Origin of the sequence: Granulicella sp. S156 (genome assembly GCF_009766105.1) — a bacterium.
Taxonomy (GTDB): domain Bacteria; phylum Acidobacteriota; class Terriglobia; order Terriglobales; family Acidobacteriaceae; genus Granulicella.
This window is the reverse complement of record NZ_LMUH01000004.1, coordinates 32,695-57,355: the sequence shown is the minus strand read 5'-3', so window position 1 is coordinate 57,355 and position 24,661 is coordinate 32,695. Positions and strand designations below refer to the sequence as shown.

The 24,661-nt window shown below is 53.2% G+C and carries 17 protein-coding genes; 13 read left to right on the top strand and 4 right to left on the bottom strand.

The window, feature by feature from the left end:
• Positions 1 to 396 precede the first annotated feature (396 nt).
• From GSQ91_RS02245 to rfbD, 7 genes are all read left to right on the top strand, one after another.
• A complete protein-coding gene (locus GSQ91_RS02245; protein WP_158819635.1) occupies positions 397 to 2,559 on the top strand; it encodes a hypothetical protein in 2,163 nt (720 codons plus the stop codon).
• Positions 2,560 to 2,589: 30 nt separating this feature from the next.
• Positions 2,590 to 4,983: a glycoside hydrolase N-terminal domain-containing protein gene (locus GSQ91_RS02240; RefSeq protein ID WP_254064326.1), complete on the top strand. Its 2,394-nt coding sequence runs from the start codon at positions 2,590 to 2,592 to the stop codon at positions 4,981 to 4,983.
• A gap of 81 nt (positions 4,984 to 5,064) precedes the next feature.
• Positions 5,065 to 5,712, top strand: a complete 648-nt coding sequence (locus GSQ91_RS02235; RefSeq protein WP_254064325.1) for an SGNH/GDSL hydrolase family protein — start codon at positions 5,065 to 5,067, stop codon at positions 5,710 to 5,712.
• Positions 5,713 to 6,281: 569 nt separating this feature from the next.
• Complete coding sequence (locus GSQ91_RS02230) at positions 6,282 to 7,883, top strand: capsule assembly Wzi family protein (protein WP_254064324.1); 1,602 nt, start codon at positions 6,282 to 6,284, stop codon at positions 7,881 to 7,883.
• 291 nt (positions 7,884 to 8,174) lie between these two features.
• Positions 8,175 to 9,275, top strand: a complete 1,101-nt coding sequence (rfbB, locus tag GSQ91_RS02225) for a dTDP-glucose 4,6-dehydratase (RefSeq protein WP_158819633.1) — start codon at positions 8,175 to 8,177, stop codon at positions 9,273 to 9,275.
• On the top strand, positions 9,272 to 10,147 hold the full coding sequence (rfbA, locus tag GSQ91_RS02220) for a glucose-1-phosphate thymidylyltransferase RfbA (RefSeq protein WP_158819632.1): 876 nt from the start codon (positions 9,272 to 9,274) through the stop codon (positions 10,145 to 10,147). Before rfbB ends, rfbA begins: the two co-directional genes overlap by 4 nt.
• Positions 10,147 to 11,085: a dTDP-4-dehydrorhamnose reductase gene (gene rfbD / locus GSQ91_RS02215; protein ID WP_158819631.1), complete on the top strand. Its 939-nt coding sequence runs from the start codon at positions 10,147 to 10,149 to the stop codon at positions 11,083 to 11,085. The genes rfbA and rfbD overlap by 1 nt, the downstream gene beginning before the upstream one ends.
• A gap of 49 nt (positions 11,086 to 11,134) precedes the next feature.
• On the opposite strand, the gene rfbC is transcribed toward rfbD, so the two are convergent.
• Both rfbC and GSQ91_RS02205 read right to left on the bottom strand, forming a co-directional pair.
• Positions 11,135 to 11,698 (bottom strand): dTDP-4-dehydrorhamnose 3,5-epimerase, encoded by a 564-nt coding sequence (rfbC, locus tag GSQ91_RS02210; protein WP_158819630.1) that lies wholly within the window; start codon positions 11,696 to 11,698, stop codon positions 11,135 to 11,137.
• A gap of 83 nt (positions 11,699 to 11,781) precedes the next feature.
• Positions 11,782 to 12,381 carry an outer membrane beta-barrel protein gene (locus GSQ91_RS02205; protein ID WP_158819629.1) on the bottom strand — a complete coding sequence of 200 codons (600 nt, stop codon included), beginning with the start codon at positions 12,379 to 12,381 and terminating at the stop codon, positions 11,782 to 11,784.
• Between the two features lie 644 nt (positions 12,382 to 13,025).
• Between GSQ91_RS02205 and GSQ91_RS02200 the strand changes: the two genes are divergently transcribed.
• Entirely contained in the window at positions 13,026 to 13,865 is an 840-nt protein-coding gene (locus GSQ91_RS02200) for a sugar transferase (protein WP_158819628.1), read from the top strand.
• 146 nt (positions 13,866 to 14,011) lie between these two features.
• Here the strand turns inward: GSQ91_RS02200 and GSQ91_RS02195 are convergent, their stop codons facing one another.
• On the bottom strand, positions 14,012 to 15,730 hold the full coding sequence (locus GSQ91_RS02195) for a capsule assembly Wzi family protein (protein ID WP_254064323.1): 1,719 nt from the start codon (positions 15,728 to 15,730) through the stop codon (positions 14,012 to 14,014).
• 371 nt (positions 15,731 to 16,101) lie between these two features.
• Here GSQ91_RS02195 and GSQ91_RS02190 point away from each other — a divergent pair, with 371 nt between their 5' ends.
• From GSQ91_RS02190 to GSQ91_RS02170, 5 genes are all read left to right on the top strand, one after another.
• Entirely contained in the window at positions 16,102 to 17,700 is a 1,599-nt protein-coding gene (locus GSQ91_RS02190; RefSeq protein WP_158819627.1) for a flippase, read from the top strand.
• 226 nt (positions 17,701 to 17,926) lie between these two features.
• A complete protein-coding gene (locus GSQ91_RS02185; RefSeq protein ID WP_158819626.1) occupies positions 17,927 to 19,216 on the top strand; it encodes an O-antigen polymerase in 1,290 nt (429 codons plus the stop codon).
• On the top strand, positions 19,213 to 20,901 hold the full coding sequence (locus tag GSQ91_RS02180; RefSeq protein ID WP_158819625.1) for a glycosyltransferase: 1,689 nt from the start codon (positions 19,213 to 19,215) through the stop codon (positions 20,899 to 20,901). The genes GSQ91_RS02185 and GSQ91_RS02180 overlap by 4 nt, the downstream gene beginning before the upstream one ends.
• Before the next feature lie 219 nt (positions 20,902 to 21,120).
• On the top strand, positions 21,121 to 22,398 hold the full coding sequence (locus tag GSQ91_RS02175; RefSeq protein ID WP_158819624.1) for a glycosyltransferase family 9 protein: 1,278 nt from the start codon (positions 21,121 to 21,123) through the stop codon (positions 22,396 to 22,398).
• 285 nt (positions 22,399 to 22,683) lie between these two features.
• On the top strand, positions 22,684 to 23,364 hold the full coding sequence (locus tag GSQ91_RS02170; protein WP_254064322.1) for a methyltransferase domain-containing protein: 681 nt from the start codon (positions 22,684 to 22,686) through the stop codon (positions 23,362 to 23,364).
• Between the two features lie 329 nt (positions 23,365 to 23,693).
• Here the strand turns inward: GSQ91_RS02170 and GSQ91_RS02165 are convergent, their stop codons facing one another.
• Positions 23,694 to 24,560, bottom strand: a complete 867-nt coding sequence (locus GSQ91_RS02165) for a glycosyltransferase (RefSeq protein ID WP_158819622.1) — start codon at positions 24,558 to 24,560, stop codon at positions 23,694 to 23,696.
• Positions 24,561 to 24,661 lie beyond the last annotated feature (101 nt).

Here is a 24,661-nt window from a genome sequence, read left to right as displayed (position 1 = left end):
ATCCCGAAATTACTTATTTTTCATCAAGCAGTCCTAACCCCAATGTAGGTGCCTCGTACATTGGTTCGGGGTCTGAGACTACGTGGACTCCGCCGGCGGCTGGCACCTACTATATAAGTGCGAGCTTTACGTCCCCTAACGTTGAGGGTTCGCCTACTTGTGAGAGCAACGACACAATTCCAATATTCACAACGCTGGTGGTTAATCCCTAAACGTCCCTCAAGGATCAGGACAGCAATGCCGGTTTTTGACATTTGTTGTCATGCACAATTTTGATAACTTCCAACAACCCTTTCGTCCGGTTGCGCTAGTAGTAGAAGTGCCTCCAGGGGACAGAACCGACATCCAGACCGTTCTGTCCTCCTTTTTCATCTATAAAACAATGGAGGATCTGCCATGAAACGCGATGTAAGTCTGCTGCGGGTATCAACAATAACCGGAACGATGGTCATTGCCGCGATTGCATGTTTCACTACCGCGCAGCTTGTCGCGCAGGCAAGCCCGCCAGACTCTCAACGAGAAATAACCATTCAAAACCAGTTGCTCACGATTCACTATCATCGCCTGGCTGGAACGATGGATATTGAGTGGCGTGATGGCCACAAGCTTCTCGGTATAACGAGCGGCGCGCAGCTTGAAGATGGACGCCAACTCTCGACTGCCGCCTATACGACTCACGAACTGGTCAAACTCCCGCATACTGCCGGCGCGGTTACTGAGCACGAATACGAGATTCGTAGCACGGCTCCAGGGCTGCCGGAGCTCTTGCAGCGTATCTGGCTGAACGATGGAAAGCCTTGGATGGCTATCGAGGCAGAACTCGAGCCGAAGACAGGGACAGTCGGTACTCGGCACTTCGATGCGGTGGTGCTCAAAGGTGTGGACCCGGTCCAGATCGAGGGCAGTAAATCGTTACGTGTCCTCCACGTTCCCTTCGACAACGATATGTGGTTCCGCTACGACAGTGTTCCCGTCGCAGACCTGCAGCCCGGTCGGACCTTCACGAGTGACGAAGTTACAGCGATCTATGACAACGCGAGCCGTCAGGCACTGATTCTCGGGTCTATCACGCACGACACCTGGAAGACGGCTATTGAAGCCCATGCTGCGGACGGCCATCTGACCGACCTCGATATCTATGGGGGCATCTCGTCTCCTACAGGCGTGCGCACCGATACGCATGACACAGTTCCTCACGGCATCGTGCACGGGGAACATGTGCGTTCTCCCCGCATCTTTATTGGGTCCTTCTCTGACTGGCGCGACGGACTCGAATCCTATGGCGCTGCCAATGCGGCTATCCATGCGCCTCTCAAGTGGGCTGCAGGAGCCCCCATGGGATGGAACAGTTGGGCCGCCTACGCCGATAAAATCGACGACAAGCGTTATCTCAGCTCCGCTGCTTTTGTCCGCGACAAACTTGTGCCGCTGGGCTTTGGCAACCACAAAGTCGTCTATTTCAATCTTGATGCCTTCTGGTCGAAGCTCGATGCGGTGCAACTGAGTGATGCTGTGGCTACGATCAAGGCCATGCACAGTCCGGATGGCACTCGTTTCGAACCGGGTATCTATTGGACGCCTTTTGCGTACTGGTCGGACGATCTCGATGCCTACGTCGAAGGTACGAATATGAAGTATCGCTACCGCGACATTCTGTTGAAGGCGCCGGACGGCTCCATTCTTCCGAAGGTCGATGGAGGCCTGGCTATCGATCCATCGCATCCCGGCGCAAAGGCCCGTGCGACTTACTATCTCCAGCAGTTTCAGAAGCTCGGCTTCCAATATCTCAAGATCGATTTTCTCTCGCATGGTGCGCTTGAAGGAGTTCATTTCGATCCAGCGATCCAGACAGGAATCCAGGCCTATAACCTGGGCATGAAGCAGATCGTCGATGAGACCGGCAACCGTATGTTCCTCAGCCTCTCCATCGCTCCTCTTTTTCCCTCGGGGTACGGACATGCGCGGCGGCTCTCCTGCGATACCAAGGGCCATATGAGTGGCGGCGATCAGTCGACCGAATACATGCTCAATTCGCTTACCTATGGCTGGTGGACGAGCAAGAACCTCTACATCACCGATCCGGACCACGTTGTCCTCGGCGATAAAGCCGACCTGGGAGCGCGCAGCGTAACAGAAGGGAAGAGCAGGCTACTTTCAGCCGTCATCAGTGGCGGAATGATCCTCGACAGCAGTCGCCTTGCGGATGATCCCCAGGGCCGTGAACTGGCACAGGCGGTCTACGACAGTCGTTCCTGGTTATCCGTCGCGGCTGAGGACAAAACCTTCCGTCCCATCGAAGGCGATACAGGCGATAAAGCTACAGACGTCTTTGTTCGTCCTTCTCTACATGGTGTTTACGTCGCATTTTTCAATTACGACATGAAGAATGCGCAAACCATCAGAGTCCCCTTGGATCGTATCGATAAGGCGCTCGCGACAATGCCTTCTGTCGCGGTGGTCGATGTTGCTTCCGGCACAACACTACAACCTGCTCATACAGACGTCAGTGTGAAGCTATCGCCTTCGGAGTCGACGCTGATTGAACTGCGTTGGAAGTAGTTTCACGAACCAGCAAAAAGGGAACCATAAGTGAAGACAACAAGACGCGATTTTATGATCGGCTCCGCCGCTCTCGCACTCTATTCCCCAAGACTTACGCATGCAGAGGACAAATCCATCGTTCACAAAAATGAGCTTTGGTTTTCCAACCCCGCCAGCCGTTGGATGGAGGCTGTGCCTGTGGGCAACGGCCGCATTGGGGGAATGATTTACGGAGGGACATCTGCAGAACGCATCGACCTCACAGAATCGACCGTCTGGTCAGGTGCTCCAAGCGATAAAGACGTAAACCCAACGGCACTGGAGAACCTCGGCCGCATCCGCGAGCTTATGTTTGCCGGAAAGTATGCGGAAGGTGGTGAGCTCTGCCAGCAACATCTGCTCGGTAATGGCAAGTCCTTCGGCACCCACTTGCCAATGGCCACACTTGAATTGGCATTACAGGGAGATGGTCCCGTACAAGACTATCGCCGCTCTCTCAATCTTGACGAAGCGCTGGTTTATGTCGATTACACCCGATCCGGCCTCCGCTTCCACCGCGAAATCTTCTCCTCCAATCCGGACGACGTTCTCATCGTTCGTCATACTTGCGATCGGCCAAAATCGATCAACTGCAGCGTCTCGTTCGCAAAGCTGACGCTTCCCGGCAATATAACCATTGAAGGCAGTGACACGCTCGTACTCAAGGGCCATGCCTTTGAGCACCTGCATAGCGACGGTAAGCAGGGCGTCGCCTTTGAAACGCGCATACGCTTGGTGTCTGAAGGTGGGCAGATTACCGCTCAGGATGGTTCACTGCAGGTAAGGGGAGCGAATGCCATAACGCTGCACGTCGCCGTCTCCACGGATTTTCGTGGCGCCGATGCCTCGGCACGTTGCGTGCAAACCTTGCATGCGCTCCGCAACAAGACTTTCGCGCAGCTTCGCGCGGCACATATCGAAGATCACCAATCGCTCTTCCATCGCGTCGCGATCGATCTGGGCGGCAATCCATCCGCAGAGCTGAAGCCTACAGACGAAAGACGCAAGGCTGTGCAGGCCGGAGAGGCTGATCCCGGCCTCTCGGCACTCTTCTTTCAATATGGCCGGTATCTCACGATCGCAGGTTCGCGCGCTAACTCTCCCTTGCCGCTTGCCTTACAGGGAATCTGGAACGATGGACTCGCTTCCAGCATGGGGTGGACCGACGACTTCCATCTCGATATCAATACCGAGCAAAACTATTGGGCGGCCGAAGTTGGAAATCTCTCCGAATGCCAGTCGCCCGTATTCGATTTCGTTGACGGCCTGCGCGTCGCCGGTCGATCTACCGCTCGCGAGATGTATGGCGCACCCGGCTGGGTAGCGCATGTCGTCACTAACCCCTGGGGCTTCACTGCACCCGGTTGGGGCCTTGGTTGGGGGATCTTTCCGACAGGTGGTTACTGGATCGCACTTCAACTGTGGGAGCACTACCGCTTCACCGCAGATAAGCAATTTCTTCAGCAACGTGTCTATCCGGTTTTCAAAGAAGCAGCTGAGTTCTTTCTCGCATACATGGTCACGCATCCAAAACATGGCTGGCTTGTTACGGGGCCCTCAGTCTCCCCGGAAAACTGGTTCATCTCCCCTGACGGAAAGCACTGTTCGGAGTCGATGGGACCCACTGTCGATCGTGTGTTTGTTTACTCCTTGTTAAGCGCCTGCATCGAGGCCAGCACAACCCTCGGCATCGACGATCAATTTCGTGCCGGGGCAAAGGCTGCACTTGATCGTCTGCCGCCATTCCAGATAGGGAAACACGGGCAGTTGCAGGAGTGGCTCGAAGACTTCGACGAAGCCGAACCTGGCCACCGGCATATGTCACATCTGCTTTCGCTCTATCCGGAGCACCAGATCTCTCCTGTAGCGACGCCCGCACTCGCAGCAGCGGCACGCATTACCATTGAGCGGCGCATCAGCCAGCCCAACTGGGAGGATTCTGAATGGGGCCGCGCCCTCCTCGTCAACTTTTATGCCCGTCTGCTTGATGGCGAGTCGGCGCACAAACATTTCGTCGGCATCATTGCAAAATCAGCAGAGGACTCGCTTCTTACCTACTCACGCGGAGGTGTCGCCGGCGCTGAAAGCAACATCTTTTCGCTCGACGGAAACACCGCTGGAGCGGCCGGCTTGGCTGAGATGTTGCTTCAGTCGCAGGCAGAGGAAATCCATCTTCTACCCGCACTCCCTTCGGCATGGCCTCAGGGAAAGATCAGCCGCTTGTGCGCTCGAGGCGGAGTCGAGGTCTCGCTATCCTGGGCTGATGGGAAACTCGTCTCTGCCTCACTCAAGAGTAAACAGGGAGGAACGCATCTCGTTCGTTATGGCACTGGCGTTGCGCGACGCACCTTGCCGCCAGGCCGCGAAGTCAAAGTTTATCCCTCGCAATTCCACGGTGCCTGAGATCCAAGGCAGACTGGAAGGAAGAATTCTATGAGATCACGTTCACATAAGTTGCTGAGCTTCACCCTATTGGCGTGCGCGTTGGCCGCAACATTTCTGGTAAACCGGGCCCATGCGCAGGATCGTGCGTCGCGGCCGGAAGAGATTGAATGGACCTGGGAGGTTCGTCCGGCACACGTCGACGCCAAACTTCCAAACGTTCTCCTGGTCGGCGACTCCATCACGCGAAACTACTATCCAGAAGTCAAGCGACAGCTGGCCAAGATCGCCAACGTCTATCTCTTTGCCGCCTCGACCAGCGTGGGAGATCCTCGACTCCTGCACCAGCTGGCTGAGTTTTCTAAAATGGAAGCGGTACCTTTCAACGTAGTGCATTTCAACAACGGTATGCATGGCTGGACGTACTCCGAGGAGGAATACAGGGCTGCTTTTCCCTCATACCTCCACGCACTACATAAGATCGCCCCAAAGGCATCGTTCATCTGGGCGGCGATCACTCCTGTAAAAGTCGAAGATACGCCTGGTCCAACCAACGCCCGTATCGAAGCAAGAAACCGAATCGCGCAGAGCTTCGTCAGCCATGCCGGAATTCCCCTGGACGATCAGTACGCGCTGATGACTCAACATGCAGACTTGTATGAAGATCATGTGCACTTTAATGCCGCAGGAGCCATTGTTCAAGGACAACAGGTGGCACAATTCATTCGTTCATCCCTGTCCGGACGATGACGTTTGTGCATTACTGAGATTCAACACATGCCGGCGAACACTGATGATCACTGGTGTCTTTCCAACGCTACCTTAATGCCTGTCATTTCGACCGACCAAAGGGTTTCTCCGCTCCCTTTGTTCAGTCGAAATGACAGCCTTTGGCTCGGACTCAAAAGTACGACTGTAATACTAGGCTACGTGCATGCGGATGGCTTGGTGCTCGAATCTCCCTTCAAAAGAAGGGATTACGGATTATCCGGAGCCTGAGATGAGAGCACTACTCTTTCTCTGGAATGGATATTGCGACGACCACTCTTCCCCGCATATCGTCATGATCCCGCGCCTCCCGGGAGGATACGGTGGGGAACCGTACAAACGATCCAGTATCATCAATACACATAGGATCAGCCAAGGTTCGCAAGATGCCTTGTGGCAACGAGATGGAGTGGAGAAAATTGAAGAGGATGCGCAGACTTACAATATTTTCGCTTGCCCTTATCCCATTGCTGCAAGGTTTCATCCAGGTTAAGGGGCAAGTTCTTGCACGCATGCCCGCGTCTATAGGTAATCAGACGGAAGCCTCAAGCATGGCGTCCACCTATGTGCCTATCGAGAATTGGGTCTACTCCGCCATCGAACGATTGGCGGCAGCGGGCTATGTCCAGACCGCCTTTGCGGGGTTGCGCCCTTGGACGCGGATGGACTTCGCCCGGCTTATTGCCGAGGCTCAGGAGCAACGATCCAAGGTAGGTGACGAAAAGGTTGATCCACAAATAGACCTGTTGCTCAATGACCTTTCCCGCGAGTTCGCTCGAGAGCTCCGTCATCAGGATGGCATTCGCAATCGGGAAGCTGGCTTTGAGACCGTGGATTTTCGCAGCACGAGCATTCACGGTGCGCCACTAACGGATGGCTTTCACAGCGCACAAACCATCGTCAATGACTACGGGCGCCCTTACGGCCAGGGAGAAAACACGTATACGGGCCTCTCGTATCGTGCAGTCTACGGTTCGTTCGCGGCGTATATTGACGCTGAACTGCAACAGAGCGCCTTGGCTCCGCAGCCTCCTGCGTCGTCGGATGCTGCCATAGCTGCTGCTGATTCCACGCCAGAAGCGATGCTTGGTCCTCACACCGGATTCACACGAGGCAGGTTGCTCGATGCCTATTTCTCCTACACCACGCATGGCAACCAATTCAGTTTTGGCAAACAGAGCTTGTGGTGGGGGCCAGGTAAAGGCAGCACGATGCTGTTTTCTAATAATGCTGAGCCGCTGCCGATGCTGCGTTATGACCGTGTGAAGCCCTTCGAAATTCCGGGTTTGGTTCGGCTGCTTGGCCCGATTCGCATTCAGTTGTTCGTCGGGCGTCTTGCTGGGCAACAGTTCACAGATCCAAGGGGGAAAATCCTTGGACAAGCCGGTGTCCCTTACGTGAACCAGCCGTTTATTCATGGCGAAAAGGTGGCCATTAAACCGACACCAAATCTTGAATTAAGCGTTTCGCGTACAACCATCTTTGCGGGTCAAGGTGTGCCGATGACTCTGCACACTATTCTGCGCAGTTACTTTTCAACCAGTACTAGCGATGGTCAAATAGATCCTGGAGACCGTCGTGTCGCGTTCGATGCAGAGTATCGCATCCCAAAACTGCGTAACTGGCTGACAGCATACGTGGATACCTTTACCGACGATAAACTTTTCCCCGTGGCTTACCCCAAAAGTAGCGCCTGGACCCCGGGAATTTATCTGACACATGTCCCACATCTCTCTCATCTGGACTTCCGCGTAGAGGGCTTATTAACGCCACGTCGCGTTTTTCAACCTGGCTTCTATTACGACAATTCCCACTATCTGGGTGGTTATACAAACAATCGCCAGCTTATGGGCAGTTGGATAGGGCGAGAGTCGAATGGATTTCAGGCCTGGAGTACTTGGTGGCTCTCATCGCGGTCATCGATCCAGGCTAGCGTTCGCCACTCTACTGAGAGTGCCCAATTTCTACACGGCGGAGACCTCCTCGACTTAAGCGTTGCCGCAGACATTGCACTCAAACAGGACTGGCAACTGCGAGCTGTCGCGCAGGAGGAGCGTTGGCGATTTCCACTCTTCTCGACCACAAATGCTCCCACGCATAACCAAACTGTGACGATACAACTCACCTATAGACCCACTCCAAAGAGCTTCTAGCAGGTTGAGTGCTCCGAGATCGGGTGTGCGATATTCGCTCATTCTGATTGTTGACGATCATGAGCGGTAACTACATCGAATTTATGTCGTTTCCACCCCATCTCTGCCCGTTGACCCCGATACGTAGAAGGCGAGATGGAGAGGCGTTGCCCCAGCCAGAAGGCTCCTTCTGGGAAGTTTCTGGGGGCAGTCCTTGGCTGTATTCTGAATGAGATAAAGCGCAGAAGGGGCAAGTGCTTTCCCTGCGTAGGGCAGGTGGCATGAACGCAACAAAGGAGAAATGAGAGACAGATGGATGGAAGTTCAAACAGCATACTTGTGACCGGCGGCGCAGGCTTCATCGGTGGGAACTTCGTTCTGCACTGGCTTGAGGAAGGGCTCGGGCCTGTGGTGAATCTCGATAAGCTCACCTACGCGGGCAATCTTCAGACGCTCGCCTCAGTTGAGTCCAGTGCTGATTACACCTTTGTGCATGGCGATATCTGCGATGCCGCCCTCGTAGCGGAGACATTGGCCACACATAGGCCTCGCGCGATCATTCATTTTGCTGCCGAAAGTCACGTCGATCGCTCGATTCTCGGTCCCGATGCCTTCCTGAAGACCAATATCGATGGGACTTTCACACTCTTGCAGGCAGCCAGAACGTATCTTGCCTCCCTCGGTGAGGAAGCGCAAAAGTCCTTCCGCTTCCTGCATGTCTCGACCGATGAGGTGTATGGCACGTTGGAACCAGAGGATCCGGCCTTCTCTGAGACGACCCCGTATGCGCCCAACAGTCCCTATGCCGCTTCTAAGGCTGCGTCGGACTTTCTCGCTCGCGCCTGGGTCCACACCTATAAACTCCCAGTCCTGGTAACGAACTGCTCGAACAACTATGGCCCGTTCCAGTTCCCAGAAAAGCTGATTCCGCTGATGATCACTCATGCTCTGGCCGGCAAGCCGCTCCCGATCTATGGTGACGGGCTGCAGGTTCGCGACTGGCTCTTTGTCGTGGATCACTGCAAGGCGATCGCTGCGGTTCTGAAGAAGGGAACAGTCGGTGAGACGTATAACGTCGGCGGCTGCAATCAACGCAGCAACCGTGAGGTCGTGCACACGCTTTGTGCTTTGCTCGATGAACTCGTGCCGGATTCGCCCTACAAGCCGCATGCGCAACTCATCACATCTGTCAAAGACCGCCCAGGACACGACCGGCGTTATGCGATCGATGCGACGAAGATTGAGCGCGAGATTGGCTGGAAGCCGGCGGAGAGTTTTGAAACCGGTTTGCGGAAGACGGTTGAGTGGTATCTAGCTAGCCGGGATTGGGTCGAAGGGGTCACCAGCGGCAGCTACCAGCAGTGGGTCTCCACCAACTATGCGAACCGTACGGCGGAGGCAGTATCTCGATGAAGGGAATCATTCTTGCTGGAGGTTCGGGGACGAGACTGCACCCTGTAACGCAGGCGGTGTCGAAACAGCTGTTACCCGTCTATGACAAGCCAATGATCTACTACCCCCTCTCAGCGTTGATGCTGGCAGGCATTCGCGACATACTGCTGATCTCCACGCCGCAGGATACGCCCCGCTTTGAGGCTCTTCTTGGCTCCGGGGAGCAATGGGGAATTCGTTTGCAGTATGCTGTGCAACCCTCGCCCGATGGTTTGGCTCAGGCATTTCTAATCGGCAAGGAGTTTCTCGCAGGCGATGGCTGTTGTCTGGCTTTAGGCGACAACATCTTCTTCGGCCACGATTTCGTGAAGGCAATGCAGAGCGCAGCGACCTGCACCGAAGGTGCGACCGTCTTCGCTTACCCGGTTAAGGACCCCGAGCGTTATGGCGTGGTCGAGTTCGACGCCAACCGTAAGGCAATTTCGATCGAAGAGAAGCCCGAGAAGCCGAAGTCTCGTTATGCCGTGACAGGCATTTACTTTTACGACGCGCAGGTGGTCTCCGTGGCTGAGCAGATCAAACCCTCACCTCGTGGCGAACTGGAGATCACTGATGTGAATCGCTGGTACATGGAACGCGGCCAACTGCGTACGGAGTTGCTGGGGCGGGGCATGGCATGGCTCGACACGGGAACGCATGATTCTCTGCTTGAGGCCGCGAACTTCGTCCAAACCATCGAACATCGCCAAGGCTTGAAAGTCGCCTGCCTGGAGGAGATTGCCTTCCGTAATGGGTATATCTCTCATGAGCAGCTTTCGGCTCTCGCCGCAAAGATTGGCAAGAGTTCCTACGGTGTGTATCTCCGGATGCTGCTTACCGAGACGGTCTACTGATGCCGACGATCGACGGTCCCATCTTGCTCACCGGCGTTAGCGGCCAGGTTGGTGGTGAGCTATTGCCGCTTCTCACTGCACTTGGCGAAGTCGTTGCACCCACCCGGGAGGAACTCGATCTCTGCGACACATCCGCTATACGAGATGTAGTCCGCCGCGTAAAGCCGCGCTGGATCGTGAATCCAGCAGCGTATACCGCTGTCGATAAGGCTGAGAGCGATGTTAAAACGGCATTCGCTATCAACCGTGACGCGCCAGGAGTACTTGGAGAAGAGGCCGCCCGCATTGGAGCTTCAGTTCTCCATTTCTCAACCGACTATGTCTTCGCGGGCGATGGTACCAGGCCCTGGTGCGAAGACGATCCTACTCAGCCACTCGGGGTCTATGGTGCGTCGAAGCTTGCCGGCGAACAGGCTCTTGCATCCAGCGGCGCAGCGCATCTGATCTTTCGTACCAGTTGGGTCTACGGAGCGCGGGGAAAGAATTTTCTCTTGACGATTCTGAAGTTTGCTCGCGAGCGCGAAGAGTTGAAGATTGTCGCAGACCAGCACGGTGCCCCAACATGGTCTCGCGATCTCGCCCGGCTCGCTGCGCATACGATTCTCCATAGCGAGGAAGATGCGGCTGCGAAGGGAATTACGCTCACTGAGGCCGTTCAGCCCATCGCTGGGATCTATCATGCTTGCAATGCTGGATTTACGACTTGGTTCGGTTTCGCATCGGAGTTCGAACGGCTGGCGCAAGTTGCTGAACCCGAACAGACGTTCGCAAAGCTGACACCAATTTCTTCGTCCGAGTATCCGACTCCTGCAAAGCGGCCCGAGAACTCTCGGATGAACTGCGAAAAGTTGACCCGCATGCTGAGTTTTGAGATGCCCACATGGGAGCATTCGACTGCACAGGTTATGACCGAGGTGCTCGCTGCGAAATCTCATTAAGGCGCAAAGCCGTTAGCACGAATCCAAACCGCGCTAACGGCCTATTGAGTCATTTTGCCTGATAGGGTGGTGGCAATTCGGCCTCCGCCAGCAAGCTGCCGACAGCGTCCTTTGCCGATACTGAGGGGATTCCGATTCCATCCAGTGGCCACGCGATATTGAGTGTCGGATCATCCCAGCGCACGCACCGCTCGCCCGTCGGATAGTAAAAGCCGGTGGTCTTATAGAGCACATTGGCGGTCTCTGAGACGACGACGAAGCCATGCCCAAAGCCTTCGGGTATCCAGAGAAACTCAATCTCCTCACCGGTCAAATCGAAGCCGGCCCACTTCCCAAAATCCGGCGAACCTGGTCGCAGATCAACCGCAACGTCCCAGATGTGGCCTGAGAGAACCCGAACCAACTTGCCTTGTTGCTCTCCAAGTTGATAATGAAGACCTCGTAATACGCCACGCCGTGAAAAGGATTGATTGTCCTGCACGAAGCGGTCGGGCAAGCCATTGGCGCTAAAACTTTTTGCGTTAAAAACCTCCGCGAACCAACCACGTTCGTCCCCATGCTTTTGGGGACGAACAAGCTTTACGTCACGAAGGGGTGTGTCGACAATTTTCATAAAGACATTATCGCAACTCGCCTTGTCGGCGAAAACCAGGCGCAGTGTATTTTCATTGATCTCGCAGAAATCCGTCGCGTGGATTACTTCTTATAGTGAGGGTGATGGTTGAAGTCGAAACGGTAGACAACGCCAGCGGTCAACGCTTTGGCGTGGGGATGGTCGCCAAAAGGGGTGTCATATCGTTGCCCCTGAAAGTCTGCTTTGAGTGCGAAGTAGTGATTGACGTCAAAATCCAAGCCAACACCTGGCGAGAGCACCTTGGAGATGGTTTGGTGGTAGGTTATTTGTTCGCGAGTGTAACCACCATTCTCGTAGTCGATTTGCCCACGTCCGACGAGGAAATCCACATAAGGGTGGAAACGACCGAAGCGTTTTTCGACCTTAAGACCGCCGAGAATGTTGCGCTCGGCATCTCTTCCACCGTCATGAATAGGATAAGTGCCGCGTACTTCGGCGGAAGGATAAAGACCGAAGTAACGCCCGAAGTTAAGGTCAGCCCCAGCGGTAATGCCGAGGTTTCTCCCGTCGTCAAAGCCTGTATAGGTTCCTGTAGCGCCGCCGAACGCGGAGAGGCGAAGATACTGCGAGGCGGTGGGATCGTTTTGCGCGTGAGCGGTAGCGGTAGTGAGGGCAGCAAGGAAGAATAAAACTAGTGCGGTAATACGGGGACTGATTCGCAATCGGACTCCTTGTCCAGAAGTTATTAGGAAGTATGACGCGGAAACCGCAGATTTGGGTTTGTCTGCGCCTGCGCCTTTTGGGGTTTGGGCACGAAATTTGCTTTACCGAGGATTGAAAGAACGCCGAACGGAAAAACACTCGCTGCAAAAAAGGTTACGGGTGGAGTGTTCCTCCGTAACCTGGCAGCATTCGTAAGAAAGCCGGAATCGGCAGTCTCAGGTGTCTCAACGTCGGAGGCAAAAGGCTTGGTGAACGCCGCTTGTGTTGACCCGAAGGAGGCTTGGAGTCTGGAATGCCCCGATTAGTCGGCTATACTCAGACTGACCCTATATGGCTCCAAGCGCGGCGCGAACCCATACCGTGAGTGTTGCGGCCTTTACTGCCAGCAAACGATGCTTCCATATATCATATATTCAACCTCTGTCATTTAGCTTGTTCGATAGGGCAGGGAGTGCATACAAATTCGGTCTGTTCGATAAGCGCGGTAATTGCATGGGTTCATTAATTCCGCTTCCCGGATAGAAGTGGATGCCCTTAAAAGGGTATGCTGTCTACGGTCCTATGAATTCTGAAACGTGTCTTGATTTGATTCAATTCAGTGTTTTACGGGACCAACAGGCAATACAGCAGGGGGCCGGTTTTGATGGTTACACCGCAGGTCGAACACGATTTTCTTTGGGAAGCTGGAAAGTGCACATTGACTGCTGATTCTCCACCACCCAATAATCACAAGCAATCCATCTTCCTGCCTCGATACATCAGTACCTGGTGTATGTCACGAGGTAAACGGTGCTTCGACTTCGTTCTCAGCCTGACCGCTTTGATTTTGTTTTCACCGATGATGGTCCTGATTGGTTGGTTGATCAAGATCACGTCGAAAGGGCCGGTCTTGTTCCGTCAGGAGAGGGTTGGGTTGCATCAACGACCCTTCACCATTCTGAAGTTCCGGACAATGAAACATCGCGACCCGGAGGATGACCATGGCTCCAAAGTCACCAAACAGGGTGATCCGAGGCTGACAACGATCGGGATTCTGTTACGTCGCCTAAAGGTGGATGAACTACCCCAATTGATCAACGTGGTTCGTGGTGATATGAGTTTTGTTGGTCCCCGTCCAAAGATTCCTCAGCATGAGAATCTGAACATGCTATGCCGCCCCGGTATAACGGGAGCAGCAACCGTTGTGTTTTCTCATGAGGAGAGCCTGCTGGCAGAAATTCCAGAGGAGCTCGTCGAACACTACGTCATGTCGGTTTTGAACCCCGAAAAGTGCCGACTGGACTCCCGCTACATTGAAAGCGCAAGGTTTAGTACAGATCTGAAGATTCTGGTCCATACGCTCTTCAAGCTTAGCAATGAACCAAAGCTCATGCAGGCACCGCAGCCCTCAGTTCCTCACCAGGAGAAACCTTCAGAGAGTCTGGTTTCATATAACGTCAACTACGCCGAAAACATGGAGTTTTCAACGCAAGAGGTTCTATGATCTGCCGGCAGTTCTCTCTGGGTGTGATTTTTGCTGGGCCGTGTAGCTGAAAACACCGTGTCGTCTCCGCGGCGATGTATCGGGTGCGATTTACACAGAACTGCTGTCCATTCGTAAAGCGGTTTCGCAATTACTGCGAAGCCGCTTTATTGTGAGTGAAAGAAATATGTGAGTTGCACCTTCCCGACAAAATCCTTCTGCCTGCCTGGTGCGATTAGCGGCGCCTTCCAGAGCTCCCCCTGTAAGGTGGTTTTTATCTCCAGTGGGCGCACCGGACGCAGTACAAATTCTGCTGAAAGATCATTCTGGGTCGTGCCACCCGGGATAAAATCATGCGCAACCTTCGCTGTACGGTACTGCAGTTGAATCTGCTGGTCTGGTCTGAGGTGCCACGTGAGCCACGCCTGGCCCCCGGTTGCTTCTCGTCCGATCCAGTCTCCCAAGATAAAGGCCTTGTTGGTATATCCCTGTTTCTCAATATTCTCCCAGAGGAGAAGCCTCCCGTTATTGCTCTCCGGGTCATGAGGATTGGTCGTTGTGCCTTCGGCGCGAAAGTCCAGTCGTGGCAATCCGGGAAGACGCGCGATATAAAAGCCGGGCCGCAGCCCAGACCGACCCAGATTGCTTATCGGGAAGACGTTGTCATGGGCGAAGGAATCCATGTAGAGCGTAACCAAATGGTTATCTAAGGGCACACGCCAGAGGAAGTCAAAGGTACTGAAGCGAGCGCCTGGATCCTGGTTCGAATTTTTGACGGCAGGAGATGGTGCCGTGACGCTAAAAAAACTGCGTAGAAAGGTGCCGATCGTGATGGGCACATGTCCCTCTCCTCCCCATATGACGGAGCGCATGAATCCGATCTCCAGATCAGGGGTTGGCTTCATGCTGACCTTTTCCATATGAATCCAAGGGGCGTTTGGGTACTCATGGCCCTTGAGGCTACCCACCATAAAGTCATAGCGAAAGAGGCCTACTACGCGCGATAAACCTGGGATGTAAAGGGGTTCCACTCGGTTGATGCGAAAGCTGTAGATATCCTCCGCATTATTGGACCAGCCCATGCTGGCTCCAAGCCCCGGCCCAAGCCATGCATCGCTTTTCCCAAATGAAACTTCATTCCCCAGAAGATGAGCGGAAAGATTAGCCTCCACTACGCGGGAGTTGTTTTGCTCGGGAATCGGACCTGCGGGAATCGTCGACTGAGGCACATCGGGTGTCTCATCGATGGCGGCTAATTGCGCTGCAACCGCTGGAGAGTAGCCGGTCGCTCCTGGGGCGTGTTGGTACTCGCTGCGGACATACAGGCTGAATCGCCCACTATGGGCCTCCGCACTAAAGCCACTCAAGTTGTCGAAGCCGGGTTCGTCTGGCCGGCCATAGTCATTCACAATCGTCTGGCCGAGGTGGAAGCTGTCGTTGAGTATGGGGCCGTGAATGCCACTGAGACGGGTATAAACGCTCTCTGTACTGAAGGAGGGGGTGCCCCCCCCAGCCAACTCGGGAGCCAGCTCTCTGCGGAGCCGCGCCGCGATTTCCACTGCTTCGTCGGGCGCACTCGCCTGATCAAGAGAATCTTTCGACAGCGCTAACATATGCGCCAGAGAAGCTCGGGTCCAGGGGCGCACGCCCAGATATGCGGTAGGGAGGTATCCCAGGTAGTACAGGCGGAGAGCGGCCGGGTAGATCCAGCTATCCACGGGAATATACGGAGAACCAATAGTGCTGGTGGATGCCTCCGCAACCTCTGCGTGCGAGGGTGTCTGATCCCCGCTCTGGGCGAGCATTGGGGTAGTGATAAGCAGCAACGGAACTAACAGGGAAACGATGCAAACGTAAATGGAATAGCCTTGAACATGCTTGTACACGTTAAAAGGCTGCTGTCTTCCACTCCACAGCAGCATTAGAGCCTTGGGACGCACGAATCTGAGATCGCATACATGGAAAAGACTTGGTTCTTTTGAGCCGTCGAGTCGTTGCCAGGAGCAGTTAGCTTCGTTTAAAGAGCAATGTTCACAGGGCATGCGGGGGACTTATACTCCATCAGAAACCAGACTACTTCCATGCATAGTATAAATCTTGCGATTGGATATAGCAGCCTCGACTCCTCGTCGGATATCCGTTTTTGATGAGAATCCGATTGCATACTCGAATGGGTGTTACTTGGTCATACGGAAATCGGATGTGGCATGAGTTGTATCATAGCTTTTAGCGGATTAATGAAAGCTAGGGGACATGAATGGACAAGGGCAGTAATGTGTTAGACACCCCTGGTGAAAAGTTTGTCGTTTTGACCGAAGGTGTTCAAGACAACGCGGTTAAGAAGCTGACAAGCGGCTCCTTGCTGGCTCGTAATAGTGTCTGGAATCTTGTGGGACAGTTTGCGCCGATGGCTGTTGGTTTATTCACGATCCCCCGGCTGGTCCATGCGCTTGGAACGGATCGCTTCGGTGTGTTGATGATCGCCTGGATGGTTGTAGGGTATTTCAGCTTTTTTGATCTGGGGTTGGGACGGGCGATGACCAATCTGGTGGCGCAGAAGCTGGCCAGCGATAGTCAAGATGAACTTCCCGCCATTATCTGGACTGCGAACCTCGTGATGGGTGCGTTGGGAATTGTTGGCGCAAGTTTGCTGGCACTGCTCTCGCCGCTATTTGTGGAGCATTTGTTGAAAATACCGCCTCCTCTTCGAACCGAGACCCTCCAGGCATTCTATTTGCTGAGTTTGTCAGTATTCTTTGTCATCAGTACGGCTGGATTCCGCGGCATACTCGAGGCACGGCAGAGATTCGGAATTATCAATATTGTCCGGATTCCGATGGGCGTCGCGACCTTTCTGGCTCCGCTGCTGGTATTGCACTGGTCGAAGCACCTTCCGGCGGTGGTGGGTATTCTGGTTGTGATGCGGATGACCTTTTGGTTTACCTATGTATGGATTGCGCTGCGAGACATGCCATCTATCATGCATAGGTTTGTGATCGAACCTCGTCTTATTCCCATGCTGCTAAGTTTTGGCGCATGGATGACTGTGTCGAACATCATCTCACCGATGATGGAATATCTGGATCGCTTTCTGGTAGGTATGCTGCTGTCGCTGACAGCGGTCGCCTACTATGCGACGCCGTATGATGTGGTAACAAAGCTAGTGATCCTTCCCGCAGGGATCATGAGTGTTCTGTTCCCAGCGTTCTCCACGGCGCTGGTTGCGGATCATGCGCATGCGGCAAAGCTGTTCCGGCGTACGGTAAAATGCATTATCATCGTCCTTCTGCCGCTGACGGTGCTGATGGTCCTTTTCGCCCGGAACGGACTGCAATTATGGCTGGGCCCCATGTTTGCCAGTCACAGCACGCGTCCATTGCAGTGGTTGGCAATCGGCGTCTTAGGGAACGGACTAGCAGTTGTTCCGTTCGCCTTGATACAGGGAGCCGGACGTCCGGATATCACTGCCAAGCTGCATATGCTGGAATTCCCTTTCTATGTCGCGACTGTTTGGGTACTAACGAACCATTTTGGCATTGTGGGTACGGCGATCGCCTGGGCCGCCCGGGTTATTGTCGACGCCATTCTGCTGTACTGGGTCGCCGGCCGGTTTCTGGATCGATTCGCGCGGTTCAGGTCGCTTTGTATAGCAGTACTGGGTACCATGGCTGTGTTCGCCCTGGCGATGATCAACATGAGTCTGCCGACAAAGATTTTCGTTTCCGCCATGATGCTGGCGGTATTCTCAGCCATTACATGGTTCGTGTTGCTGTCGCCTAGCGAACGGTTGATTCTTCAGAACTTCAGAAACCGTCTGCTGACGACGCGACCCGGCCCGGCTCCCACGGGAGCCTGAATGGAAAAGGTTCTCGACATCGTAGTTCGCTATCGGATGCTTCTTTCCAAGTCTCGGGCGGTGCATGGGGTTTGCGACGCGACCTCATTGCTCATTCGCGAACTGCGTGGAATCACTTCATGTATCGGCTACATGTGCCGCGGGCAGAACGCATCGCGCGGTGGTTCGTTGAGAGCAGAGCGCGCGTCTCGCAACAGAGCGGACGAGACAGGGAGATCACATTTACATGAGCTTTCTTGACGTCACTCTTATTCTTTTCCTCATACTCGTAATTTTGAATTACGGTGCACATCGCTCTGTTCTGTATCCCCCGTTTATCTTCTGCTCCATGTGGCTGCTCGACTTGATTGTGTTTCGTTCAGGCCTTATCGAGGTTGATCCTGTCCATAACAATACGCTTGCGATTGTGGCAGCTGGAGCAGTTTCGTTCAGCGCCGGCGGTTTACTTGCCGGACTTGCGCCAAGAAGATTGCTCAGCATCCATCTCTTTCCGCCTAAACCGAAAAGGACACCTCATTTCCTCCGCAATCTGTTGATGGTCATCTTGCTATGCGGCCTGCCTGTCATGTTTTACCAAACATGGCGGCTTAGCCTATTAGGAAGTGGTGATGGTAGCATACTGGCGCAAGCTCGTGGAGCAATGGTTAAAGCCGCTGAAAATGGCGAGCTACCTGACCAGCCTTTTGTGCTGAACTATTTCACGCCAATTGCCATTTCTATTTCTCTGTTGCTCGCCACTGAAAAAAAGGACAAGCAGTTCTGGATCGTAACCGTGATCGCGTTTATCGGGTGTATTCTCAGCACTGGGCGAGGAGGTTTTCTCCTTCTTATCTCCGGCTTGAGCACGATTCGTATGTTACAGACCAAACAGGATTCCCTGCAGAGCGCTATGCGACTACTTCGCTGGCCGATCATCTTATTTTTGACGATGTATATTGGACTCATTTTCACAAACAAAAATACTGAAGGAATAAATGGAGGCGTCACTGGCATCGCCACATATTTCGTCCTCAGCTATATTGTGGGTCCGTTGGCCGGCTTCGATGTAGTTGTACAGCAACCGGCCAAATTCGTAGTGGCTTCGAGCCATACATTTCAATTTCCATTATACTTGGGAGCTACACTGCATCTCATCGATTACACCAGACCCCCTTTAATTGATACTTTTGTGTTCGTCCCATTCCCGGCAAATGTGTACACCATATATAAATGGTATTTTCTCGAGGTGGGCATCCTTGGAACTTTGGCGTTTCTCCTCCTTTTCGGCTTTGCTCATTCATTGTTTTACCTAAAAGCTAAACAGGGAGGGAGGTTCAGCATATACCTGTTTGCGCCTTCTATCCTTAGTGTTTTGTTAGTGATTTCAGGTGACACCTATTACGATATAGGAGCCTTGCTGCGTGTCGCCGCGCTCGGTTTGCTCTATTTCCTCATTGGCGCGATGCCATTCCGTTTGCTTCCAACGATCAAAGTAAGTCAGATAGAGAATCCACATCCGGAATCAAGCAGTGTATGAATATATCCTCTCCGATACCTAATGTTCGATTCTTTGTCGTAGTTGTGCTATATCAGTTGAGGCCAACTGATTCCAAAGCCTTTCAAAGCTTGCAAGAAATACTTTGTTATTTGCCACACAGTCAGCGCGACTTCAAGATTCTTCTTTATGACAATACTCCCGGAGGATGCGATCCGGGGCCTTTGCCAAAGGGCGTACAGTATGAGGCAGCAGAGCAAAATGCGGGCCTCGCGACTGCCTACAATCGTGCCTTGTCGATTGCACAGAGCGAAAAAGCCACCTGGCTGTTGATCCTGGACCAGGATACAACTCTGCCCGCCAATTATCTCGCTATCATGAGCAGGCTTGCGTGCGACATAGAGTCGGATAGAAGAATCGCCGCAATTGTGCCACGAATGCTGGATGCAGGAAAACCTATAGCTCCGGTATTCATCAGATTTTGGGGAGTAAGTTATTTGCCTTCCGATTTTGAGGGTACAGCGAAGCAAGAAATACATGCGACCAATTCAGCGACCCTTTTTCGTGTCGACTCGTTGAAGCGGATTGGCGGTTTTAATCCCTACTTCTGGCTAGACTATGTGGATGGTTACATATTTCATCAGCTTTATTTGCACGGCTTGAAGACATACGTGGCATCCGATGTCCGTGTAGGACACGAGTTATCCTTGCTTCATAAGACAGCTCTTAAGCCTGATCGCTTTCATAACATTCTGCGTGCAGAGTCCTCATACTGGGATCTTTATGGTGGGACAATTCAGGGGCTCTCCCTGACAGTCCGGCTATTCGGGCGCATTTGGAGGCAGCGGAAACGCGGCCACGATTCCACCATTCGAAAGCAGACGTGGAATGAGATTAGGCGTCGTTGCTTCCGCTCCAGGGGCTACCGGATCAATGACTGGATGCGTGAAATGGAGCAGCGGATGCTGAGTTCGCCGCCAGCGCGACATGCAAACGAGTTCTGTGAACTGCGTCCGCGCATTTCTGTGTGCATGGCTGCTTACAACGGGGAGCAGTATATTGCAGCACAGTTGAAGTCGATTCTCTGCCAACTCAGTGCTCAGGACGAGGTGATCGTGGTGGACGATGCATCCACAGACGGCACCAGAGATTGCGTGCGATCCTTGCAGGATGGCAGGGTCCGGTTGATCGAACACGGAAGCAACCTCGGGGTGCAAAAAACGTTTGAAGAGGCCATTGGGGCAGCATCTGGTGACATTCTGTTTCTGAGCGATCAGGATGATCTTTGGGCGGCGAACAAGGTTTCAACCGTGGTACAGGCATTTCTGTTGCGTCCGGGGTTCGATGTCGTGGTGTCGGATGCGGCGCTGATTGACGAGAATGGCGTTGCCCTTGTTGATTCTTATTATGAACAACGAGGAAGATTCCGCTCGGGGTTACTGGCGAATATTATTCATTGTACTTATCTGGGCTGTACGATGGCTTTTCGGAGCCGTATTCGTGACAAGGTTCTGCCATTTCCTTCGGTGAGGGTCGTGTTGCACGATGTATGGATAGGGACGGCAAACTCGGTTAGGGGAGGGAAGACGCTATACATTCCCTATCCCCTTGTCCTTTACAGACGTCACGAGGGGAATGTGACCGGTAATAGCAGGTTGGGTTTCGCACAACAGGTCAGGAATCGATGGGCCCTGTGCCTGGCTCTCGCTCGATTATGCTTGAGGTAGGGACTATTCAACCCTTCAAGAATTAAGCCTAATTCAGGCAAAGTTTACGGGGGTGCTCCGAGAAAGCGGATTGGAAGCATGCAGAACGCCGAAGCCGCGTTTGCAATGCGGACGAGGTAGACATTCTCCGCACCGGAGCGAGTGCGAAAGCCACCTTATATGTACAGAGGAGCGGCTCCATTCGGGTTGGCAATCTAATTTACTATGGATCAAGTGGGCATGCGTCATCACAGCTATCGATATCGTCCCTTTCATGCGCTTCTTAATAAGCTCATGGCTCTTCAGCCGTCCGTAAGGGGAACAAAACCTACTCAGCCGCTCCTCTCTATCCCTCGAAAGATACTCGTCCTGAAGTTTGGTGGGATGGGCGAAGCCGTATTGGCCGGCTCATTACTGACTTCGCTTAAAGAGCGACATCCATCCCTCCAGATCGATTTTCTGGTCGAAGGCCGCACATCCGACGTGATGAATGCTGCTGGTACCGGCAAGGTCTATTCTTACCTACCTAACAAGGATGGCCTCTGGAAGGCGTTCAGCATTCTTAGGCAAGTGCGACGTGCTCGTTACGATGCTATTGTCGATTTCGAGCAAGAGTCTCTATTGACGGCGGCCTTCGTTCGCCTGTCGGGTATTCCAGTCCGGCTTGGTTTTTCTCCCTCTGCTCCAAGTCCTCGAAGCCGCCTCTTTACGCACCTCGTTCAACTTCGCGAGGATAAATCGATGTGGCAATTATTTCTTCAGCTTGTCAGGATTCTCGACCCCGGCATCCCCGAGTCGCAGCAGACTGTGCCGCTACACTATTCTGATTCTGCGGATGCCTGGGTAAAACAATGGCGTGATGCGAATGGGATCGGCGAGCCTGGTAATCCGTTGATCGCGATGCATTTGGGAGTGGGGCCCAGTGCGCAATATCGTCGCTGGCCGATGGAACGGTTTCTGGAGTTGGCTAACATTCTTGCTGAGCGACTTCCAGACATGTTTCTTATTCTCACTGGCTCCAGCGCGGAACAGTCCCTGATTCAGAGTTTCAGAAGCAGCTTTCGCGGGCGGAGTGTTGATGCAGCCGATCTTGATGAACTCCAACACACTCTTGCCTTGCTTCGACACTGCGACCTTATGATCAGCGGCGATACTGGGATGATGCATCTCTCCGCGGCAATGGGCACACCAACTGTGGGTCTCTTTGGGCCGAACAGCCCGGGGTGCTGGGGTCCCGTGGGGCCTCGGGCGACGTATGTCTACGGCACGCGACTCGCTTGCAGCCCGTGTATCAACAGCTACAAACGGCAAATCCCGGAAAAATGCACTGCCCCCCAGGAGGGTGCCTGTATGTGGGACATCTCCGCCGAGGACGTTTTACAAGCCGCCGTCAGGGTCATTGATCCCTCCCGCATCGGGCCCCTGCTTCCGCAGTTCTCAATCCTTCCCCATGCGAGTTTGTCAGACCACAAAGTATCCCCGCCGGATGCTGACAGGCTTCTATCCAAGACCGGATGAAACAGTCTAAGTTTCGGTCGTTTCACAACCCGGTGGAATGTGCGATGTCGTACCACAGTAAAAATGTCCCCTTGGATTATTGATCCGGCACTTGGCGAACAAACTAAGGCAGTCAGCAAAAATAGCAATGTCGGCTGAGGGGGACAGCTACTATAGTAAAATTCAAGTCTCCTTGTACCATATTCTGCATTCTCAACGGGGTTGTTATACATGGGCTTTTCTTTACTGAGGCGGATCACAAACAGAGCCCGATTAGTGCTTCAAGGTCAAGCATCGTGTTTCAAATTGGCTATTTCGCTCGTAGAAGGAAAAAGCGGTCTTGAGATCGGAGGGCCGAGCGCGGTATTTCGTGAGCGGGGCAGCCCTTTGCCAATCTACAAAAAAGTTGGCTCACTCGATAATTGCGATATTTCACGTTCAACAGTATGGGCTAGTCATTCAGATAGTTATGCATTTAGTCCACAAAGACCTGCGGGCAGAAACATATTCTGCGATGGCTCGGACTTATCGACTATAGCCAATAAAAGCTATGACTTTATCTTGTCTTGTCATAATCTTGAGCACTTCGCTAATCCGGTCAAAGCGTTGAAAGAATGGCAACGGGTTACCCGCCCAGGGGGTGCTTTGGTCTTGGTTCTTCCAAACTATTCTCGGACCTTCGATCATCGACGAGCGCCAACACCAGTTAGCCACATGCTTCAAGATTATGATCAGAATATTCAAGAGGATGATCTCACGCATTTGCCTGAAATTTTGCTCATGCACGACCTAAGCATGGATCGATCCGCAGGCACCCGAGAGGCCTTTCGTGAACGCTCACAGAAAAACTTTACCAACCGTTGTCTTCATCACCATGTGTTCGACGAAATAAACAGTCGAGAATTACTTATTCAGGCAGGAATGGATGTGCTTGCGGTAGAAACCGCATTACCTTACCATATCTTCCTGTTAGCGCGTATGCCGTAAATGCTTTGCGTAGCCATACTTTCGCAATTTTTACGACTATGCTTTATGGAGAGGGGCTGACATGCTACGCATTTTTGCCGCCGTCGTTTCTATCGGATGTAGAGCAAGACCAGTCAAGAAGTAACTCTGTACTCTGTTTGGCCGCATTTGAATGCTGCACAAAGCGCTGGCCGCAGAGGCTGCGACGCTCTTACCTGAAAGCAGCTTCTTCATTTAGGGCCGGATCAGTAGCATATCGATTCGGGGTGTCGGAGATTTGCGTCGATGGTATAAGTGGAATTACAGTGCCACCGCGAGACGCGGCCGCACTGTCACAAGCGATACAGACGCTATTGGACCGGCAAGATCTTCGAGAGCAGTACACTCTGCTCGTTTTCCGAAAGATGCCGGGAATTCTCGAAGACGGCTTGCCAGTCAATCAGTGGCGACAGGCGCGTGGACTCCATGTGGGTTGCCAATGTTGGCAACGGAACCCATAGCTTGTGTCTTCTGCGAAACAACACGGACCCGAGCCCCCATCTCCATGTTTGCGCCCAAATCGCCATGCGGAACACACTATTCCAGTGGACCCGCAGGTTGGCAAGTTCAGATTTCTGGGTGAGAGAAAGCCAGACGGGACAGTCCCAGTTACCACGGCTGTAAGTTCTGAACATCGACTGGGTGCGGATGAGGTTATCTCTGGATGTAAGGAAAGTAAGACAGGTGGAGCTTGCGGTTCGCCAGTACCGGCTACCAAATGGCCGGACAAGATGACGTTCAAAGCGTGAGGAGGTATCGTAGCTGTCCGGGTGGTCGTAGGGCGTGACGAAATCAACATCCCGGTTCTCCTGCATAAACTTGACCATGGTTTCCAAGGCATTCGGAAGGTAGAAATAATCGTCTTCGGAAAAATAGACGAACGGAGCGTCTGTTTGCTTCGCGAGAATGTCGATCTGTCGTGAAAATGTGGCGAGGTTGCCCTCTTTGTTTAGCGACAGCACTTCCAGATCATAGCCCTCCAACACCTTGCGGAAGAGGTCTTCGTAGGCCGGCGGGCAGCCGTCCAGAAGAACCCAGATCTTCACACGAAGGCAACCCAATGCTCCTTTAAATGACTGAAGGCACATATTGGAAAGTTGGAATTTGTCATTGGAGAAGAAGGCAGGGGACTTCGATACTCCCGGGTAAATACGGTACGCGACTGCCAGATCGTACATCTCTTTCTTTTCCTCAGATACTGGGTGAATGCACCTATAAAGGAGGTGGCACTTGCTCGAAATGACCACGAATTGAGCTGCTGGCATGCCAACAACATGAT